The organism is Pseudomonas sp. LBUM1644 (assembly GCF_059716195.1).
In genome coordinates, this window is sequence record NZ_CP166812.1 from 2885688 (window position 1) to 2902217 (window position 16530).

The following is a 16530-nucleotide window of genomic DNA, read 5'->3' on the forward strand; positions in this document are numbered from 1 at the left end:
CGGACGCAGGCTTCGCCAGCTGCTACATAGGCTGCGGTGGCTGGTTATTTGGGGTACAGCGGCGGGAGGCCACTGTCGCCAACCGGGTCCTGAACCCGCTCGGCAATCGGGATTGCCTTGATTGCCCGCCACAGGTCTTCACCTTGCCAGTGCTGGCCGGTTTCGCTGTACAGCGCGCCATTCAAACCATCGAGGGCATCAGACAGCGGCACAAAACGCGCCGCCATGTCGGCCAGTGTTTCCGGTTGTTGCCGGGCCCAGGCGTCGAGGGCCTGGCGGGTGGCGTGGGAGTCGTTGGCCTGGCAGGCACGCTTGAGTTCGTCGAGCACGGTACGCGGGCTCGGGCCGGTTTGCGCGGCGCGCAGGATCGCCGGTTGCCAGCGCCCGCGCCACCAAAGGCCAAAGCCCAGCAGCGTGGTGCAGGCCAGAGTCAAGGTGCTGAGCTTCCACCGCCAAAGAGTTTCGCTGTCGACGGCGGAACTGGCTTGCGACATACCGGCGGGGGTGTCGACCACCAGGCTCGGGTTGTTCGCGACGGTCAGGGTTTGCGCCGGTAGGCTGCTGTGTTCCAGATGGTCTTCGAACGTGTTCCACCACACCACGTCCACCGCCGGCAACTCGACAGCGCCACTGCGCACAGGCACCAGGGCTTCGCGTTCTTCGCGACTGCCGATCAAGCCGCGCTCGCCGTTCTGATTGCCCAGCACCGCTTGATCCGGATAGCGCCGCAAGCCGTTGACGTCGGTGGCCGGCAACGGCGGCAGTTGTGAACTGGCCAGGCCTTCCGCCTTCACTGTCAGGCTGCGGGTCAATGAATCGCCCACTTGCGCGCGGTCCGGTTCCGGGTTCCAGCTTTCGCTCAGGCTGAGGCTGCGTGCCGGCAACCATGGCACATCAGCCGGATAGCTGGCGGGCTTGGCCTTGACCATCAGCAGTATTTCGGAGGAGCTGACGCGCATCAGTTTGCCGGATTTCGGCGTTTGCGCGGCGGCATCCGGGGCGGGCTGCGCATCCACCAGCGCGGCATTGAAGATCTGCGCCGGAATGATCAGTTCGCCGCTGTGCTGCGGATAGATCGCATAACGCATTTCGATCACGCCGTGGCGCAAGCCATTGATGGCTTTCTCGTAGGTCCGTGATTCACCCAATTGTTCGATACGCGCGTCGGGGATCTGCAGCGGGGGCAGGCTGCTGTCGTCGTACAGCGAAACCGAATGGTAGATGCGCAAGGTCAGGATCGCCTGGGCCTGCACATACACGCTGGTTTGATCGAGGCTCGCATCGATGAACACCGGCGCCAGCTTGTTCGTGGTGTCCTGGGTTTCGCTCTCGACCACTTGCACCGTGATCGGCTGGCTCTGCACATCACCCAGTTGCAGTGACGGAATGACCACGCTGCCGTTTTGCCGAGGCAGCAGGGTGATGATCCAGCGGGTGGTGGCCTGATTGTCGCCGTTGAGGGTATTCAACTGGTTGACCTGGCGGGTGCCTCGGACTTCGAACAACGGTTCGAGCGGCGTCAGGTCCGGTTTGCCGAACAGTGTCACGTCATTCGATTCCAGGGTCAGCTCGACAGTCTCGCCGGAATTCAGGCGACTGCGATCGACACTGGCGACCAGCCCCGCAGCCTGGGCCTGAACAGTCCAGAGCAGCAGTGCGAGCGAGAAAGCGGTGAAGCGGGTCATCGAGTTTTTCCCTGATCCTGATGTTGTTGCTGTTCGTACCAGAATTTGCGCCTGAGCAATTCACCCGGATCATCCGGAATCTTGCGCAACCATTGTTCCAGTGCCTGGCGCTGCTCGCCATCGATGGCGGCGCTGGCTGGGCGCAGGGGCGGCGTGGTGCTTTGTTCGTCTCCCAAGTCGCTGCCCGGTACTTCGTTGGTGCCGGGCCTGGGAGGTGTCGTCGACGACTGTTCGGCATCTGCCGAGGGCTGCTGGGCATCGATTTTCGATGCGTCGCTGTTCGAGGGTTGCGTCGCCGCGCCGGGAGGGGGTTCCTGCGCGTTGGCCTCATGCTCGCCGCTGTCGGTTTTGTCCGGGTCAACGGGGGGCGCGGTGGCTTTCTGCTTGATCAGGTTTTCCACCAGCGCTTTGTTAGTCTGCGCCGGACGCAAATCCGGTTGCAGCTCCAGCGCCTGTTCGTACGCATCCAGCGCGGCTTCCAGTTCACCGCTTTTGGCCAGGGCATTGCCACGATTGTAGTGGGCGTGGGCATCATTGCCTTCGGCGAACCGCTGGGCGGCGCCACTGTAGTCGCCGGCCTCGTAGAGCGCCACACCTTGCCATTGCCGGTTTTCGAAGTGTTGCGCGGCCTCGGCCGGGTGTTCTTCCTTGAGCAAGTGCAGCCCCCGTTGGTCGGGGCGCAGCCACAGGTCCGCGAAGTCGAACGCGTAGCTCGGTTGTGGCATCAGCAACAGCAGTGGCAAACAGAACAGCCAGCCGCGACGGCCCGCGCAAGCCGCCAGCAGCAAGAGCGGCAACAGCAGCCAGTAACCTTGATCGGCCCAGGTGTCGAGGCGCAGGGTCTGGCCATCGGTGCGCAAAGTGCTTGGACCATCGAGCAGGCCGAGGGCGCGCAAGTCGGCGTCGTCCAGCCGTGCGTGGCGATAGCGTCCGTCGAGTCCGTTGGCAAAGGCTTTCAGACTGGGTTCGTCCAGATGTGGCACCAGGATCGCGCCTTGCTCGTCCTTGAGGAAACTGCCGTCTTCCTGAGTGATCGGTGCGCCTTCGGCGGTGCCGATCCCCAGCATGAGAAATTGCGTCGATTTGCCGTCCAGCGCCCGGCGTATGCCTTGGCGTTCCTGCTCGGTCAAGGTGGAACCGATCAACAGGATCCGGCCATCGCCGAGGGCGCCTTGATTCAACAACGTTAGCGCCTTGGTCACCGCCAGATCGGCGCGATGGCCAGCCTCGGGCATCAGCGACGGCTTGAGCGCATCCAGCAGATTGCGGCTGGTGGACAGGTCATCCGACAGCGGCACCAGCGTGTGGGCACTGCCGGCATAGACAACGATGGCGGTCTGCGCGTCGCTGCGGATTTGCAGCAGGTCGAACAGTTTGCGCCGGGCCAGTTCCAGTCGGTTCGGCACCACGTCAGTGGCGAGCATTTCCGGGGTCAGTTCAAGAATCACCACCAGCGGGTCAGCCGGTTTCTGGCTGGTTTGCTCGACACGTTGCCAACTTGGGCCCAGCAGCGCGAGGACGGTCAGCACCCAGGCCAGACCAAGGGCAACCCACGGCAATTTGCTGTCGCGACCATTGCCGCCACTCAGCAGCGCAGCGTGGAAGGCAGGTGGCAGAATCATCTGCCAGCGCCCGGCGCGTTTCTGCCGATGCCAGAGTTGCCACAGCAACCAGCCGAGCAACGGCAACAGCAGCAGCCACCAGGGGCGAAACCAGTACGGCCACAGCGCACTCATCGGCGCCTCCGCAGACGCAGGCGTTTGAGCCTCTGGCGCCAGTCGGGCAATTGCGTTTGCAGAAACAACTCCTTGGTAAACAGACGCTGAAACGGGTTATCCGGCCAACGCTCACGGGCCACCATCAGCATGCTCAACAGCAGCGCCATCGCCAGGGGCCAGTGATACAACGCTTGGGCCGGGCGGGCCTGGGTCGGTTGCTGGGTGACCGGTTCCAGTGTGTCGAGCGTGTCCTTGATCGACTGCAACTCCTTGCCATCGTGGGCACGGAAATACCGACCGCCGGTGGCGTCGGCGATGGCCTTCAATGAGGGCTCGTCGAGGTCGAGGCTCGGATTGATACCGAGAAAACCCAAGGTGCCACTTTGCTCGGGATCGGCGCCAATCCCGATGGGGTAGATTTTCACGCCTTCTTTGGCTGCCAGCCGCGCCGCCGTCAGCGGGTCGATTTCGCCGCCGTTGTTGGCACCGTCAGTCACCAGAATCAGTACTCGGCTCTGCGCCGGACGCATGCGCAGGCGTTTGAGCGCCAGGCCAATGGCATCGCCGATGGCGGTGTTTTTTCCGGCGATACCGATCCGCGCTTCGTCGAGCCAGACGCGCACGGTGTGGCGGTCGAAGGTCAGTGGCGCTTGCAGATAGGCCTGGCTGCCGAACAGGATCAGGCCGACCCGATCGCCTTCGCGGCTTTCGAGGAAGTCACCGAGCAAATGCTGGACCAGCGTCAGGCGGCTGACGTCTTCGTCCTGCCACTGCATGTCGGGGAAATCCATCGAGCCGGACACGTCCACCGCCACCAGCAGATCACGGCCACTGGCCGCAATCGGCAGCGGTTCGCCCAGCCATTGCGGACGGGCCGCGCCAATCAGCAATAACAGCCACAGCAAAATGAACGGTGCTTGCTGGCGCCAGGTCGGCAAGTTGGCGCGGGCGCGGCGTCGGGCCAGGCCTTCGAGGTCGCTGAGGAAGCTGACTTTGAGCGCCGGCTCGCCGCTGTCGGCAACCGGCAGCACCACGCGCATCAGCCACGGCAGTGGCAACAGTGCAAAGATCCACGGCCAGGCGAACTCAAACATGTTTGCGAATCCAGGTGTCGACGGCTTGGGTCAGGCCGGCGATGGCCTTGTCGTCGAGTTTGCATTCGGGCTTGTAAGCGCCTTCCACCAGCACCATCCAGCGGGTCAGGCCGGCGGCCGGACAACGGTTGTCGAGGAACGCCAGCCATTTGCGGCCGTTGAGTGTATGGCTCTGGCTGTAAGGGTAATGATTGCGGCACAAGCGCTTGAGCAAGCCGTTAAGTTGTTGCAACCAGGCGCCGGCCGGCGCGCCGTCATAAGGTTTGGGCATCCGGGCGAGTTCGGCCAGGGCGGCGACACGCACCGGGTCCAGCGGTTGTTCGGCACGCACCACAGGGCGTTTGTCTGGCAGAAAGCGCCGTGCCTGCCACAAGCCGAAGCCAATCAGCGGCACGAGCAACAGCAGTAGCCACCAACCCGGCGCCGGTGGCCAGAAGTCGATCGGCGGCGGGGTGATCAGCGGTTGCAGTTGATCAAGGCTGCTCATCGACCTTTCCCCGGTTTCTGTGGGTTCAGGTATTCGCGCAGTTGCTCGACCATCTCACTCTGGGTGCTCAACGGCATCAACAGCACGCGCAGCTTTTGTGCGAGCAGTTCCCAGCGAGCGATGCGTGCCTCGGCCTGGGCGCGGTAAGACTGGCGCAGGTCGAAATTCAGCGTGTCGAGTTCCAGCTGCGCACCGCGTTCGGTAAAGCGCAGCAGGCCGGCGGCAGGAAGGGCGTGGTCCAGCGGATCCGACACCGGCAGCAGCAGCAAGTCGCAATGACGCGACAATAGGCTCAGTTGTTGCTCGGCGCCCTCGGTCAAGGCGCGCTCGTCGCAGATGACGATCACCAGGCTGCCGGGGCGCAGTACTTCCCGGGCGCGACGCAGGGCAATGCCGAAGGCGTCGCGGTCCGTTTCGCTTTCGGTGTGCAGCGACTGATTGACCCGCACCAGACGGTTGAGAAACTGCAGCAGGCTTTGCTTGCTGCGCCGCGGCTTGATTTCGTAATGCTCGTTGTCGCCGAACACCAACCCGCCGACTCGATCGTTATGGCCGAGCGCGGCCCAGCCGATCAGGCTGGCAGCCTGGGCGGCGAGCACCGATTTGAACATCAGACCTGAGCCGAAAAACAGCCGACGGCTTTGTTCGACCATGATGAAAATCGGCCGCTCGCGCTCTTCGTGGAACAGCTTGGTGTGGGGCTCCTGGGTGCGGGCGGTGACGCGCCAGTCGATGCTTCGCACGTCGTCGCCGGCCTGGTAGACGCGCACTTGATCGAAGTCCACGCCACGGCCGCGCAGCTTGGAGTGGTGCAGGCCGATCAGCGGGCTGCGCTGGCTTGGCGTGGAAAACAGCTGCACTTCACGCACGCGATGGCGCATCTCGATCAGCTCGGCGAGGCTGACACGGATGCCCGGTTCGGGCGGCAGGATGGCGTTCATCGGGGTCAAGCGACGGCTACGACATCGAGAATCCGCTGGACCACCCGGTCCTGATCGATGCCAGCGGCTTCGGCTTCAAAGGACAGAATGATGCGGTGGCGCAGGACGTCGAACAGCACGGCTTGAATATCCTCTGGGCTGACGAAGTCGCGGCCGGCGAGCCAGGCGTGGGCGCGGGCGCAGCGGTCGAGGGCGATCGATCCGCGAGGACTGGCGCCGTAGGCGATCCACTCGGCCATTTCCGGATCGAACTTGGCCGGGGTGCGCGTGGCCATGACCAGTTGCACCAGGTATTCCTCCACGGCGTCAGCCATGTACAGACCGAGGATTTCCTTGCGCGCGGCGAAAATCGCCTGCTGGCTGACCCGGCGCTCCGGCTTGGTTTCGCCGTTCAGGGCTTCGCCACGGGCCTGCTGCAGGATGCGGCGTTCGACAGCGGCGTCCGGGAACCCGATTTTGACGTGCATAAGGAACCGATCGAGCTGGGCTTCAGGCAGCGGATACGTGCCTTCCTGCTCGATCGGGTTCTGCGTGGCCATTACCAGGAACAGCGGCGACAACTCATAAGTGCTGCGCCCGACGCTGACCTGACGCTCACCCATGGCTTCAAGCAGGGCTGATTGAACCTTGGCCGGGGCACGGTTGATTTCGTCCGCCAGCACCAGGTTGTGGAAGATCGGACCTTGCTGGAACACGAAACTGCCGGTTTCCGGGCGATAAATCTCGGTGCCGGTGATGTCGGCCGGCAGCAGGTCCGGCGTGAACTGGATGCGATGGAACTGGGCTTCGATGCCTTCGGCGAGTTCTTTGATGGCTTTGGTCTTGGCCAGGCCGGGAGCGCCCTCGACCAGCATGTGGCCGTCGGCAAGCAGGGCGATGAGCAAGCGCTCGATGAGTTTTTCCTGGCCGAGAATCTGCGTTGAAAGAAAGGTTCGCAGCGCTAGCAGCGCTTCACGATGTTCCATCGATGACTGTTCCTGGAAAGGGTGACCGAAGACGTTCGTATAACGCCAGGGCTGGGGGCGTTACTTTAATCCATCGCGGGGGGCGGCGACTAACGGCATTTTTCAGAAAATGTTCGGGGGATGCAGAAGATCAAAAGATCGCAGCCTTCGGCAGCTCCTACATAGGGCGCGCTTACACCTGTAGGAGCTGCCGAAGGCTGCGATCTTTTAGCGGTCTGTCAGACCGGCTCGCTGACGTAAGTCCCAGTCCCCTTGAGAATGTTCCGCAATGTTTCTTCCACCTCCGCCAAATCACTCGCATCTGTGCTGTGCGTAATCTCCAGCGAATCATCCCCATTCAGCGCATCCGCATCTGCCGCCGCAATTTCGATCAGCAGGCGGGTAGGGCTAAGGGTGACTTTCACGCCATCCAGGGTCGAAGGTTCGCCGTCGAGGGTGATTTCCAGCTCGTCTTCGTCAGGGTAGCGGGTCATCAGGAACATCTCGCCTTGATCGCTGTGGCAGGCGAGCATGGCCATGTTGTCTTCTTCGTCATCGCATGGGTTGACGATCAAGAGGGCGGTGGTCATTTGCATGGGGAAATCCTGGCTCGGCGAGCGTTGTGAACACAACAAAAGGCGATTCTGCCAGCCCTCGGGAATTTCTGCTCGGCTGACTGTCAGAGAATGTGTCGTGAACGCATGGAGTGTTACTGGTCATTTCTGGTACGGATGTGCCGTAAAACCGGGCATAAAACGCCCAAATTCCTGTACGGCTGCTAGTGTTGTTCGATGCACGTGGCGAGAGCTGCGTACCGATGACCGAATATGTCGCAGCACCGCAAGCACAGGCCTTGCCGCACTGGTTAAGCTGCGCATCGAATGGATACCTGTAAAGACATTGTGCAATTGATCGCAGAGTCGTTTTTGCAGATGCCCATTCATGGAAGGTGAATGTGACCTGAGGGTCGCGTCCAGCTTCACCCACCTGTCCCCCTGTTTCCTCTGCCCGAGAATCAGGAACAGGGTGACGGATCGCCCCGAGAGGGGTTTTGCACGCGAAGCTTCCATCAATAACAAGCCCAAGCGGAGTACCACAGATGGCGTTCTTCACCGCAGCCAGCAAAGCCGACTTCCAGCACCAACTGCAAGCGGCACTGGCGCAGCACATCAGTGAACAGGCACTGCCACAAGTGGCGCTGTTCGCGGAACAATTTTTCGGCATCATTTCCCTTGACGAGCTGACCCAGCGTCGGCTGTCCGACCTCGCTGGCTGTACCCTTTCTGCGTGGCGCCTGCTTGAGCGCTTCGATCACGCGCAACCACAGGTTCGCGTCTACAACCCTGACTACGAACGCCACGGCTGGCAGTCGACCCACACCGCGGTCGAAGTGCTGCACCACGACCTGCCATTCCTGGTCGACTCGGTGCGTACCGAGCTGAACCGTCGCGGCTACAGCATTCATACCCTGCAAACCACTGTGCTGAGCGTGCGTCGCGACAGCAAAGGCGAGTTGCTGGAAATCCTGCCGAAAGGCACCCAGGGCGAAGGGATCCTGCATGAATCCCTGATGTACCTGGAGATCGACCGTTGCGCCAACGCGGCCGAACTGAACGTGCTGAGCAAAGAGCTGGAGCAGGTTCTGGCTGAAGTTCGCGTCGCGGTCGCCGATTTCGAACCGATGAAAGCCAAGGTCCAGGAAATCCTGGCCGGCCTGGACAACAGCCAGTTCGCTGTCGATCCTGAAGAAAAAGGCGAAATCAAAAGCTTCCTGGAATGGCTGGTGGGCAACCACTTCACCTTCCTCGGCTATGAAGAGTTCGTGGTGCGCGATGAAGCCGACGGTGGCCACATCGTCTATGACCAGGACTCGTTCCTGGGCTTGACCAAATTGCTGCGCACCGGCCTGACCTACGATGACCTGCGCATCGAAGACTATGCCGTGAATTACCTGCGCGAACCGACCCTGCTGTCGTTCGCCAAGGCTGCACACCCAAGCCGTGTACACCGTCCGGCTTATCCGGATTATGTGTCGATCCGTGAAATCGACGCCGACGGCAACGTCATCAAGGAATGCCGTTTCATGGGCCTGTACACCTCGTCGGTGTATGGCGAGAGCGTGCGGGTCATTCCGTACATCCGCCGCAAGGTCGAGGAAATCGAGCGCCGTTCCGGCTTCCAGCCCAAGGCTCACCTGGGCAAGGAACTGGCGCAGGTGGTCGAAGTGTTGCCGCGTGACGACCTGTTCCAGACCCCGGTCGACGAACTGTTCAGCACCGTGATGTCGATCGTGCAGATCCAGGAACGCAACAAGATCCGCGTATTCCTGCGCAAAGACCCGTACGGTCGTTTCTGCTACTGCCTGGCCTACGTGCCGCGTGACATCTACTCCACCGAAGTGCGCCAGAAGATCCAGCAAGTGCTGATGGATCGCCTGAAAGCCTCGGACTGCGAGTTCTGGACCTTCTTCTCCGAATCCGTGCTGGCTCGCGTGCAGCTGATCCTGCGCGTCGATCCGAAGAACCGCCTGGACATCGATCCGGTGCTGCTGGAAAAAGAAGTGGTGCAAGCGTGCCGCAGCTGGCAGGACGACTACGCCAGTCTGGTGGTTGAAAGCTTCGGCGAAGCCCACGGCACCAACGTGCTGGCAGACTTCCCGAAAGGCTTCCCGGCCGGTTATCGCGAGCGTTTCGCCGCGCATTCCGCTGTGGTCGACATGCAGCACTTGCTGAACCTGAACGAAAAAAATCCATTGGTGATGAGTTTCTATCAGCCACTGGGTCAGGTGTCCGGCCAACGCGAACTGCACTGCAAGCTGTATCACGCCGATACTCCGCTGGCCCTGTCCGACGTCTTGCCTATCCTGGAAAACCTCGGCCTGCGCGTGCTGGGCGAGTTCCCGTATCGCCTGCGTCACAACAATGGTCGCGAGTTCTGGATTCACGACTTCGCGTTCACCGCCGCTGAAGGCCTGGAACTCGATATCCAGCAACTCAACGACACCTTGCAGGACGCCTTCGTCCACATCGTGCGTGGCGATGCCGAAAACGATGCCTTCAACCGTCTGGTGCTGACCGCCGGTCTGCCATGGCGCGATGTTGCGCTGCTGCGTGCCTATGCGCGCTACATGAAGCAGATTCGCCTGGGCTTCGACCTGGGCTACATCGCCAGCACCCTGAACAACCACACCGACATCGCTCGCGAGTTGACCCGGTTGTTCAAAACCCGTTTCTACCTGGCGCGCAAGCTGACCGGCGACGATCTGGAAGACAAGCAACAGCGCCTGGAACAAGCCATCGTGACGGCACTGGACGACGTCCAGGTGCTGAACGAAGACCGCATCCTGCGTCGCTACCTGGACCTGATCAAGGCCACCCTACGCACCAACTTCTACCAGACCGATGCGCTCGGCCATAACAAGTCCTACTTCAGCTTCAAGTTCAACCCGCACCAGATTCCAGAGCTGCCGAAGCCGGTACCGAAGTTCGAAATCTTCGTCTACTCGCCACGCGTCGAAGGCGTGCACCTGCGCTTCGGCAACGTTGCTCGTGGTGGTCTGCGCTGGTCTGACCGTGAAGAAGACTACCGCACCGAAGTCCTGGGCCTGGTAAAAGCCCAGCAAGTGAAGAACTCGGTCATCGTGCCGGTCGGCGCGAAGGGCGGCTTCTTGCCGCGTCGCCTGCCGTTGGGCGGTGGTCGGGACGAGATCGCGGCCGAGGGCATCGCCTGCTACCGCATCTTCATTTCAGGTCTGTTGGACATCACCGACAACCTGAAAGATGGCGCACTGGTGCCACCGGCGAACGTCGTGCGTCATGACGACGATGACCCGTACCTGGTGGTTGCTGCGGACAAGGGCACTGCCACCTTCTCGGACATCGCCAACGGCATCGCCATCGACTACGGCTTCTGGCTCGGCGATGCGTTTGCGTCCGGCGGTTCCGCCGGTTACGACCACAAGAAAATGGGCATCACCGCCAAGGGCGCTTGGGTCGGCGTGCAACGCCACTTCCGTGAGCGCGGCATCAATGTTCAGAAAGACAGCATCACCGTGGTTGGCGTCGGCGACATGGCCGGTGACGTGTTCGGTAACGGCTTGTTGATGTCGGAGACCCTGCAACTGGTCGCGGCCTTCAACCACCTGCACATCTTCATCGATCCGAACCCTGAGCCTGCGAACAGCTTCGCCGAGCGTCAGCGCCTGTTCGACCTGCCGCGTTCGGCGTGGTCGGATTACGACACCAGCATCATGTCCGAAGGCGGCGGGATCTTCTCCCGCAGCGCGAAAAGCATTGCGATTTCCCCGCAGATGAAAGAGCGTTTCGACATCCAGGCCGACAAGCTGACCCCGACCGAACTGCTGAATGCCTTGCTCAAGGCGCCGGTAGACCTGTTGTGGAACGGCGGTATCGGTACCTACGTCAAGGCCAGCAGCGAAAGCCACGCCGATGTCGGCGACAAGGCCAACGATGCATTGCGTGTGAACGGCAACGAACTGCGCTGCAAAGTCGTGGGCGAGGGCGGTAACCTCGGCATGACCCAACTGGGTCGTGTCGAATTCGGTCTGAATGGCGGCGGTTCCAACACCGACTTCATCGACAACGCCGGTGGCGTGGACTGCTCCGACCACGAAGTAAACATCAAGATCCTGCTGAACGAAGTGGTTCAGGCCGGTGACATGACCGACAAGCAACGTAACCAGTTGCTGGCGAGCATGACCGACGAAGTAGGCAATCTGGTGCTTGGCAACAACTACAAGCAGACTCAGGCGCTGTCGCTGGCAGCCCGCCGTGCCTTGCCGCGTATTGCCGAATACAAGCGTCTGATGAACGATCTGGAAGGCCGCGGCAAGCTGGATCGCGCCATCGAGTTCCTGCCGAACGAAGAGGCGATCAACGAGCGCGTCGCAGAAGGCCATGGCCTGACCCGTGCCGAGCTGTCGGTGCTGATCTCCTACAGCAAGATCGACCTCAAGGAAGCGCTGCTCAACTCCCTGGTGCCGGACGACGACTACCTGACTCGCGACATGGAAACCGCTTTCCCGCCAACATTGGTGAGCAAGTTCTCCGAAGCCATGCGCCGTCACCGTCTGAAGCGCGAGATCGTCAGCACCCAGATCGCCAACGATCTGGTGAACCACATGGGCATCACCTTCGTTCAACGACTCAAAGAGTCGACCGGCATGAGCCCGGCGAACGTGGCCGGTGCGTATGTGATCGTGCGGGACATCTTCCACCTCCCGCACTGGTTCCGTCAGATCGAAGCCCTGGACTACCAGGTTTCCGCTGACGTGCAACTGGAGCTGATGGATGAGCTGATGCGTCTGGGCCGTCGCGCCACGCGCTGGTTCCTGCGCAGCCGTCGCAACGAGCAGAATGCTGCCCGTGACGTCGCGCACTTCGGTCCACATCTGGCAGCGCTGGGCCTCAAGCTCGACGAACTGCTGGAAGGCCCGACTCGCGAAGGCTGGCAGACCCGCTATCAGGCATACGTCGCGGCTGGCGTTCCTGAGTTGCTGGCACGCATGGTTGCAGGCACCACTCACCTGTACACCTTGCTGCCGATCATCGAAGCGTCGGATGTGACCGGCCAGAACGCCGCAGACGTCGCGAAGGCTTACTTCGCCGTCGGCAGCGCGCTGGACATCACCTGGTACCTGCAACAGATCAGCGCCCTGCCGGTGGAAAACAACTGGCAGGCCCTGGCCCGTGAAGCGTTCCGTGATGACGTCGACTGGCAACAGCGTGCGATCACCATCTCGGTCCTGCAACAGGGCGACGGTACCCAGGACGTGGAAACACGCCTGGCGCTGTGGATGGAAGAGCATGAAGGCATGATCGAACGCTGGCGTGCCATGCTAGTGGAACTGCGTGCCGCCAGCGGTACGGACTACGCCATGTACGCGGTGGCCAACCGCGAGCTGCTGGACCTGGCGTTGAGCGGGCAAGCGGTAGTGCCTGCCGCTGCACCTGCCAGAGCCGAGCTGGAACCAGCGGCCTGATGTATTAGGTGCTGAATGAAAAAGCCCCGCATTGAGAGATGCGGGGCTTTTTTTTGCCTGAAGTTTTTGTGGTGTCTGGGCGGGCCCCTTCGCGAGCAAGCCCGCTCCCACATTTGAAATGCATTCCAATGTGGGAGCGGGCTTGCTCGCGAAGGGGCCACTGCTATCAATACAACTTTCCACTTGTTGAATTATCAACCATCGACACTTTATCTGTCGGCCTGGTCAATAAATTACTGAGCGATTGATCAAACTTTTGCAGCGCCCGGACTTGAACATTCTGTTGTTCATTAATGTCCGCCACGATCTCTTCGCTGGGTTTAAAGTCGGCCCATAACGGACTCAGTGCTTTGGCGTCATGCCCTTGCGCGGTCCCAATGTAATTGAAGTTGCTGTCGTAGAAGTTCGCACTGACATCCGCCTCGATATCCGAACTGCGCGAAGTCATCAATTGGCTACGGCTGTCGACGATGGCGACCACATCAGGTTTCGCCGCCCGCAGGCTTTGCATGTCGGGATACACCGTCACCGAGCCAAACTGACGCTGCAACGACGCCTTGACCCAGTCCACCGCCAGGTCCGGCCTGGACGTGGCAACGTAGGCATCATGAATCGGCTGCACCAGCAGGCTCTGGCCGAAGCCGGTGCCGGCATTGGCCTGGTAGTCCTGAAGGTAGGCGCGGTTGGCCTGGGTGTTGCGGCTGTAGACGATACCCAGCGAGACATGGCCGCCGTTGGGAACGTGGGTGGCATTGCTGCGGCCAACAGGCTCAGTGAAGATGCCATCCAGCGAAGACACCGCTGTCGGCGCAGTGGGAATTGAACAGCCGGTTAAAACAGCCGTTATCGTCAAGGTACTGACAAGCGCAAGTTTCATGGTGTTTCTCCAGTGAAACAACTTCAATCTGAACGTCAGGTTTGCCGAAGTGTGTCGGCAGTAATTCCAGACTAAACCTTGAAGCAGAGAATGAAATAACCAATATCAACGCTTATCAGTAGGCCAATAGTTTTGTTTGGTTTAAGCAGTTGCCACTCATTGCGTCGGGCAATAAAAAGGCCCGAATTCATGATTCGGGCGTTTTTATTTATGGGTGTGCGCCCAGCCATCAGTTTTCCAAGGGGATCAACACTTTCTCGTCCGGGCCCAACACCATGAACACCAACAACTTGGCAGGTTTGGTGGCACTGGCGTTTTTTGAGACCAGATGCTCCGACCCGGCCGGCTCGTACCAGAACTGACCCGTCTTATAGGTGATCGCCTTGCCACCCTTGACTTGGGAAATGACCGAGCCCGACAGCACATAGGCCATGGCCGTGCCTTCGTGTTTGTGGGCGATGGACGATTGACCGGGTTTGTAGTCGACCTCGATCATCATGGCCTTCTTGCCAGGGACGTTTTGCAGCATCTCGTCCTGCAATACCGTGACTTTTTCCGAAGGGTCATGGGCGAATGCCGGGACTGCAACGGTCAAGGCCAGGGCAGCGAAGGGTGCAGCAAGGAAATGCAATGCTTTCATGATTCATCACCTGCGGTAGTGGGGGCGTCAGGGACAACGATAGTCCGCAGGTTGGGGTAATCAAACAGCCAATTCTCGGGAAGGTGAGGGGGCCAATCTACACGGCACAGCATATGTAGCAGCTGCCGAGCCTGCGAGGCTGCGTCCGGCTGCGCAGCAGTCGTAAAACCGGAATGCACGGTTAACAGGAATACCGCGCAGGTTGATCTTACGACTGCTGCGCAGCCGGACGCAGCCTCGCAGGCTCGGCAGCTGCTACAAGACCGCGTTTGATTTTAGCGAATCGGAAAGCTGTTGAAATCCACGGCATTTGCCAATTGGTTGTCAATCAGGCCAATGAAGCCTTGCACTTCAGGGCGATTGAAATGCATCTGCATGGCCGCTTCCGATTGCCAGCGGGCGCTGACGTTCCAGCGGTTGCTGTCCTCTGGGCAGCGGTCGACCATATAGGAATCACAGCCCGGTAGTTCGCGCAGGGTTTCGACAATCTTTTGCAGTTGCTTGCCCAGTTCATCCGAGCGGCCGGGGGCAGCCTGCACCTTCACGGTATTGATCACTTCATAGGACATTGCTCACACTCCTGAATCAGGCCGGACGAATCCTGCTCATTGAGGGATAACGCCTATGCAGGATAGGCCTGCACCCCCCGACCGCCAATAGCCAATCGCCGGATAAAGCCGCAGACCAATCGGTCAGGCGACTTGCTGCAAAATGTCCCGCACACGGTCCAGGGCGATGTCGATGTCCAGGGTTTCGATCGCGCCAAAACCCAGCAGAAGCCCGGCTTGCGGGGTGTGATGGTAGAAAAAGCCCTCGATCGAATAAAGCCCCACTTCAACCTTTTTCGCCAGATCGATCACCAATGGAATATCGATAGGCACTTTGCACATAACCACCATGTGGAACCCAGCCGTGCTCGGCACTGCCTCAAGCCACGGCGACAGGTCACCGGCGATCCGCGTCAGAATGCGCTCGCGACGCCCGGCATAGATCGTATGGCAGCGGCGGATGTGTTTGAGCAGGCAGCCTTCGGCGATGAATTTGGCCAGCGCCCATTGGGGCAGGGTGGAGGTGTGCAGGTCGGTGAGCTGTTTGGCGCGGACCACCGCTTCGAGGATGGCTGGCGGCAGGATGGCATAGCCTAGCCGCAGTTCCGGCAGCAGGGTTTTCGAAAAGGTCCCGACATACGCGACGATGCCGCGCTCGTCCATGCTTTGCAGCGAATCGGTGGGCCGGCCCTCGTAGCGGAATTCGCTGTCGTAGTCGTCCTCGATGATGATCGCGCCCAATTCATAAGCGCGTTCCAGCAGTGCAACCCGGCGCGCTTGGCTCATCGGCATGCCCAGTGGGAACTGGTGGGAAGGGGTGACGTAAATCAGCCGGGTGCCGAGGGGGATCTTGTCCACCTGTATGCCTTCGTCATCCACCGGAACCCCGATCACCGTGGCCCCATGGGTACCAAACAGCAAACGTGCCGGCGGGTAGCCGGGGTCTTCCATGGCGACAATGCTGCCGGGGCGCGTCATCACTCGGGAGATCAGGTCCAGCGCCTGTTGCGCGCCGTTGCACACCACCACGTCTTCGTCCTGGCAGTTGACTCCGCGAGAAAACGCGATGTGCCGGGCAATGGCATTGCGCAACGCCGGCAGGCCTTCGGGCTGGCTGTACAAGCCTTTGGAACCCGAGATCTGGCGCAAGGCGTGAGACGTGCAGCGCCGCCAGTCATCCTGGGGGAACTGGCCCTTGCTGGTGGCGCCGCCGATGAAGTCGTACCGCAGCGAGCCTTCCAGGGTCGGATGCCGCAAAAATACCGGCAGGTTGCGCCAGGATTCGATGACCTCGGCACTCGCCAGCTCCGTATGGCTTTGTTTTCGACTAGCTTTCGCCGTGCGGGCGTTGACGTACGTGCCTTTGCCGATGACCCCCGTGAGGAAGTTTTCGTAGGTCAGTTGGGCGTAGGTATCGGAAATGGTCTTGCGCGAGATACCGAGCTGTTCCGCCAGTAAACGACTGGGCGGTAGCTGGGTTCCGGCTGCCAGCCGACCGGTTTCGATGGCGCTGCGCAGTTGGTTGTACAACTGGCCTGCGAGGTCCTTGCGGCCGTTGATGACGACATGAAGTTCCATACCGGCGGGTTTCCTGG

12 protein-coding genes are annotated in these 16530 nt (G+C 60.8%); 1 reads left to right on the forward strand and 11 read right to left on the reverse strand.

All coding sequences use genetic code 11. The features are described from left to right. Positions 1-44: 44 nt before the first annotated feature. From ACA052_RS13050 to ACA052_RS13080, 7 genes are all read right to left on the reverse strand, one after another. On the reverse strand, positions 45-1685 hold the full coding sequence (locus ACA052_RS13050; protein ID WP_497650042.1) for a BatD family protein: 1641 nt from the start codon (positions 1683-1685) through the stop codon (positions 45-47). Continuing rightward, positions 1682-3421 (reverse strand): tetratricopeptide repeat protein, encoded by a 1740-nt coding sequence (locus ACA052_RS13055; RefSeq protein ID WP_497650043.1) that lies wholly within the window; start codon positions 3419-3421, stop codon positions 1682-1684. The genes ACA052_RS13050 and ACA052_RS13055 overlap by 4 nt, the downstream gene beginning before the upstream one ends. Next, positions 3418-4497, reverse strand: coding sequence for a vWA domain-containing protein (locus tag ACA052_RS13060; RefSeq protein WP_497650044.1), 1080 nt, complete (start codon positions 4495-4497; stop codon positions 3418-3420). Before ACA052_RS13060 ends, ACA052_RS13055 begins: the two co-directional genes overlap by 4 nt. After that, on the reverse strand, positions 4490-4984 hold the full coding sequence (locus tag ACA052_RS13065; RefSeq protein ID WP_497650045.1) for a DUF4381 domain-containing protein: 495 nt from the start codon (positions 4982-4984) through the stop codon (positions 4490-4492). The genes ACA052_RS13060 and ACA052_RS13065 overlap by 8 nt, the downstream gene beginning before the upstream one ends. After that, positions 4981-5925 carry a DUF58 domain-containing protein gene (locus ACA052_RS13070; protein WP_497650046.1) on the reverse strand — a complete coding sequence of 315 codons (945 nt, stop codon included), beginning with the start codon at positions 5923-5925 and terminating at the stop codon, positions 4981-4983. The genes ACA052_RS13065 and ACA052_RS13070 overlap by 4 nt, the downstream gene beginning before the upstream one ends. A 5-nt stretch (positions 5926-5930) precedes the next feature. Then, positions 5931-6890, reverse strand: coding sequence for an AAA family ATPase (locus ACA052_RS13075; RefSeq protein WP_008150800.1), 960 nt, complete (start codon positions 6888-6890; stop codon positions 5931-5933). Between the two features lie 218 nt (positions 6891-7108). Beyond that, complete coding sequence (locus tag ACA052_RS13080; protein ID WP_497650047.1) at positions 7109-7465, reverse strand: hypothetical protein; 357 nt, start codon at positions 7463-7465, stop codon at positions 7109-7111. 503 nt (positions 7466-7968) lie between these two features. Between ACA052_RS13080 and ACA052_RS13085 the strand changes: the two genes are divergently transcribed. Further along, positions 7969-12870: an NAD-glutamate dehydrogenase gene (locus ACA052_RS13085; RefSeq protein ID WP_497650048.1), complete on the forward strand. Its 4902-nt coding sequence runs from the start codon at positions 7969-7971 to the stop codon at positions 12868-12870. A 166-nt stretch (positions 12871-13036) separates the two neighbouring features. On the opposite strand, the gene ACA052_RS13090 is transcribed toward ACA052_RS13085, so the two are convergent. From ACA052_RS13090 to pdxR, 4 genes are all read right to left on the reverse strand, one after another. Continuing rightward, the gene (locus ACA052_RS13090; RefSeq protein ID WP_497650049.1) at positions 13037-13747 is read right to left on the reverse strand and encodes an ATPase; all 711 of its coding nucleotides are present in this window, start codon (positions 13745-13747) and stop codon (positions 13037-13039) included. Between the two features lie 229 nt (positions 13748-13976). Beyond that, positions 13977-14387 (reverse strand): cupin domain-containing protein, encoded by a 411-nt coding sequence (locus ACA052_RS13095; RefSeq protein WP_497650050.1) that lies wholly within the window; start codon positions 14385-14387, stop codon positions 13977-13979. 275 nt (positions 14388-14662) lie between these two features. Next, entirely contained in the window at positions 14663-14956 is a 294-nt protein-coding gene (locus tag ACA052_RS13100; RefSeq protein ID WP_497650051.1) for a putative quinol monooxygenase, read from the reverse strand. Between the two features lie 123 nt (positions 14957-15079). Then, a complete protein-coding gene (gene pdxR, locus ACA052_RS13105) occupies positions 15080-16513 on the reverse strand; it encodes a MocR-like pyridoxine biosynthesis transcription factor PdxR (RefSeq protein ID WP_497650052.1) in 1434 nt (477 codons plus the stop codon). Between the last annotated feature and the right edge of the window lie 17 nt (positions 16514-16530).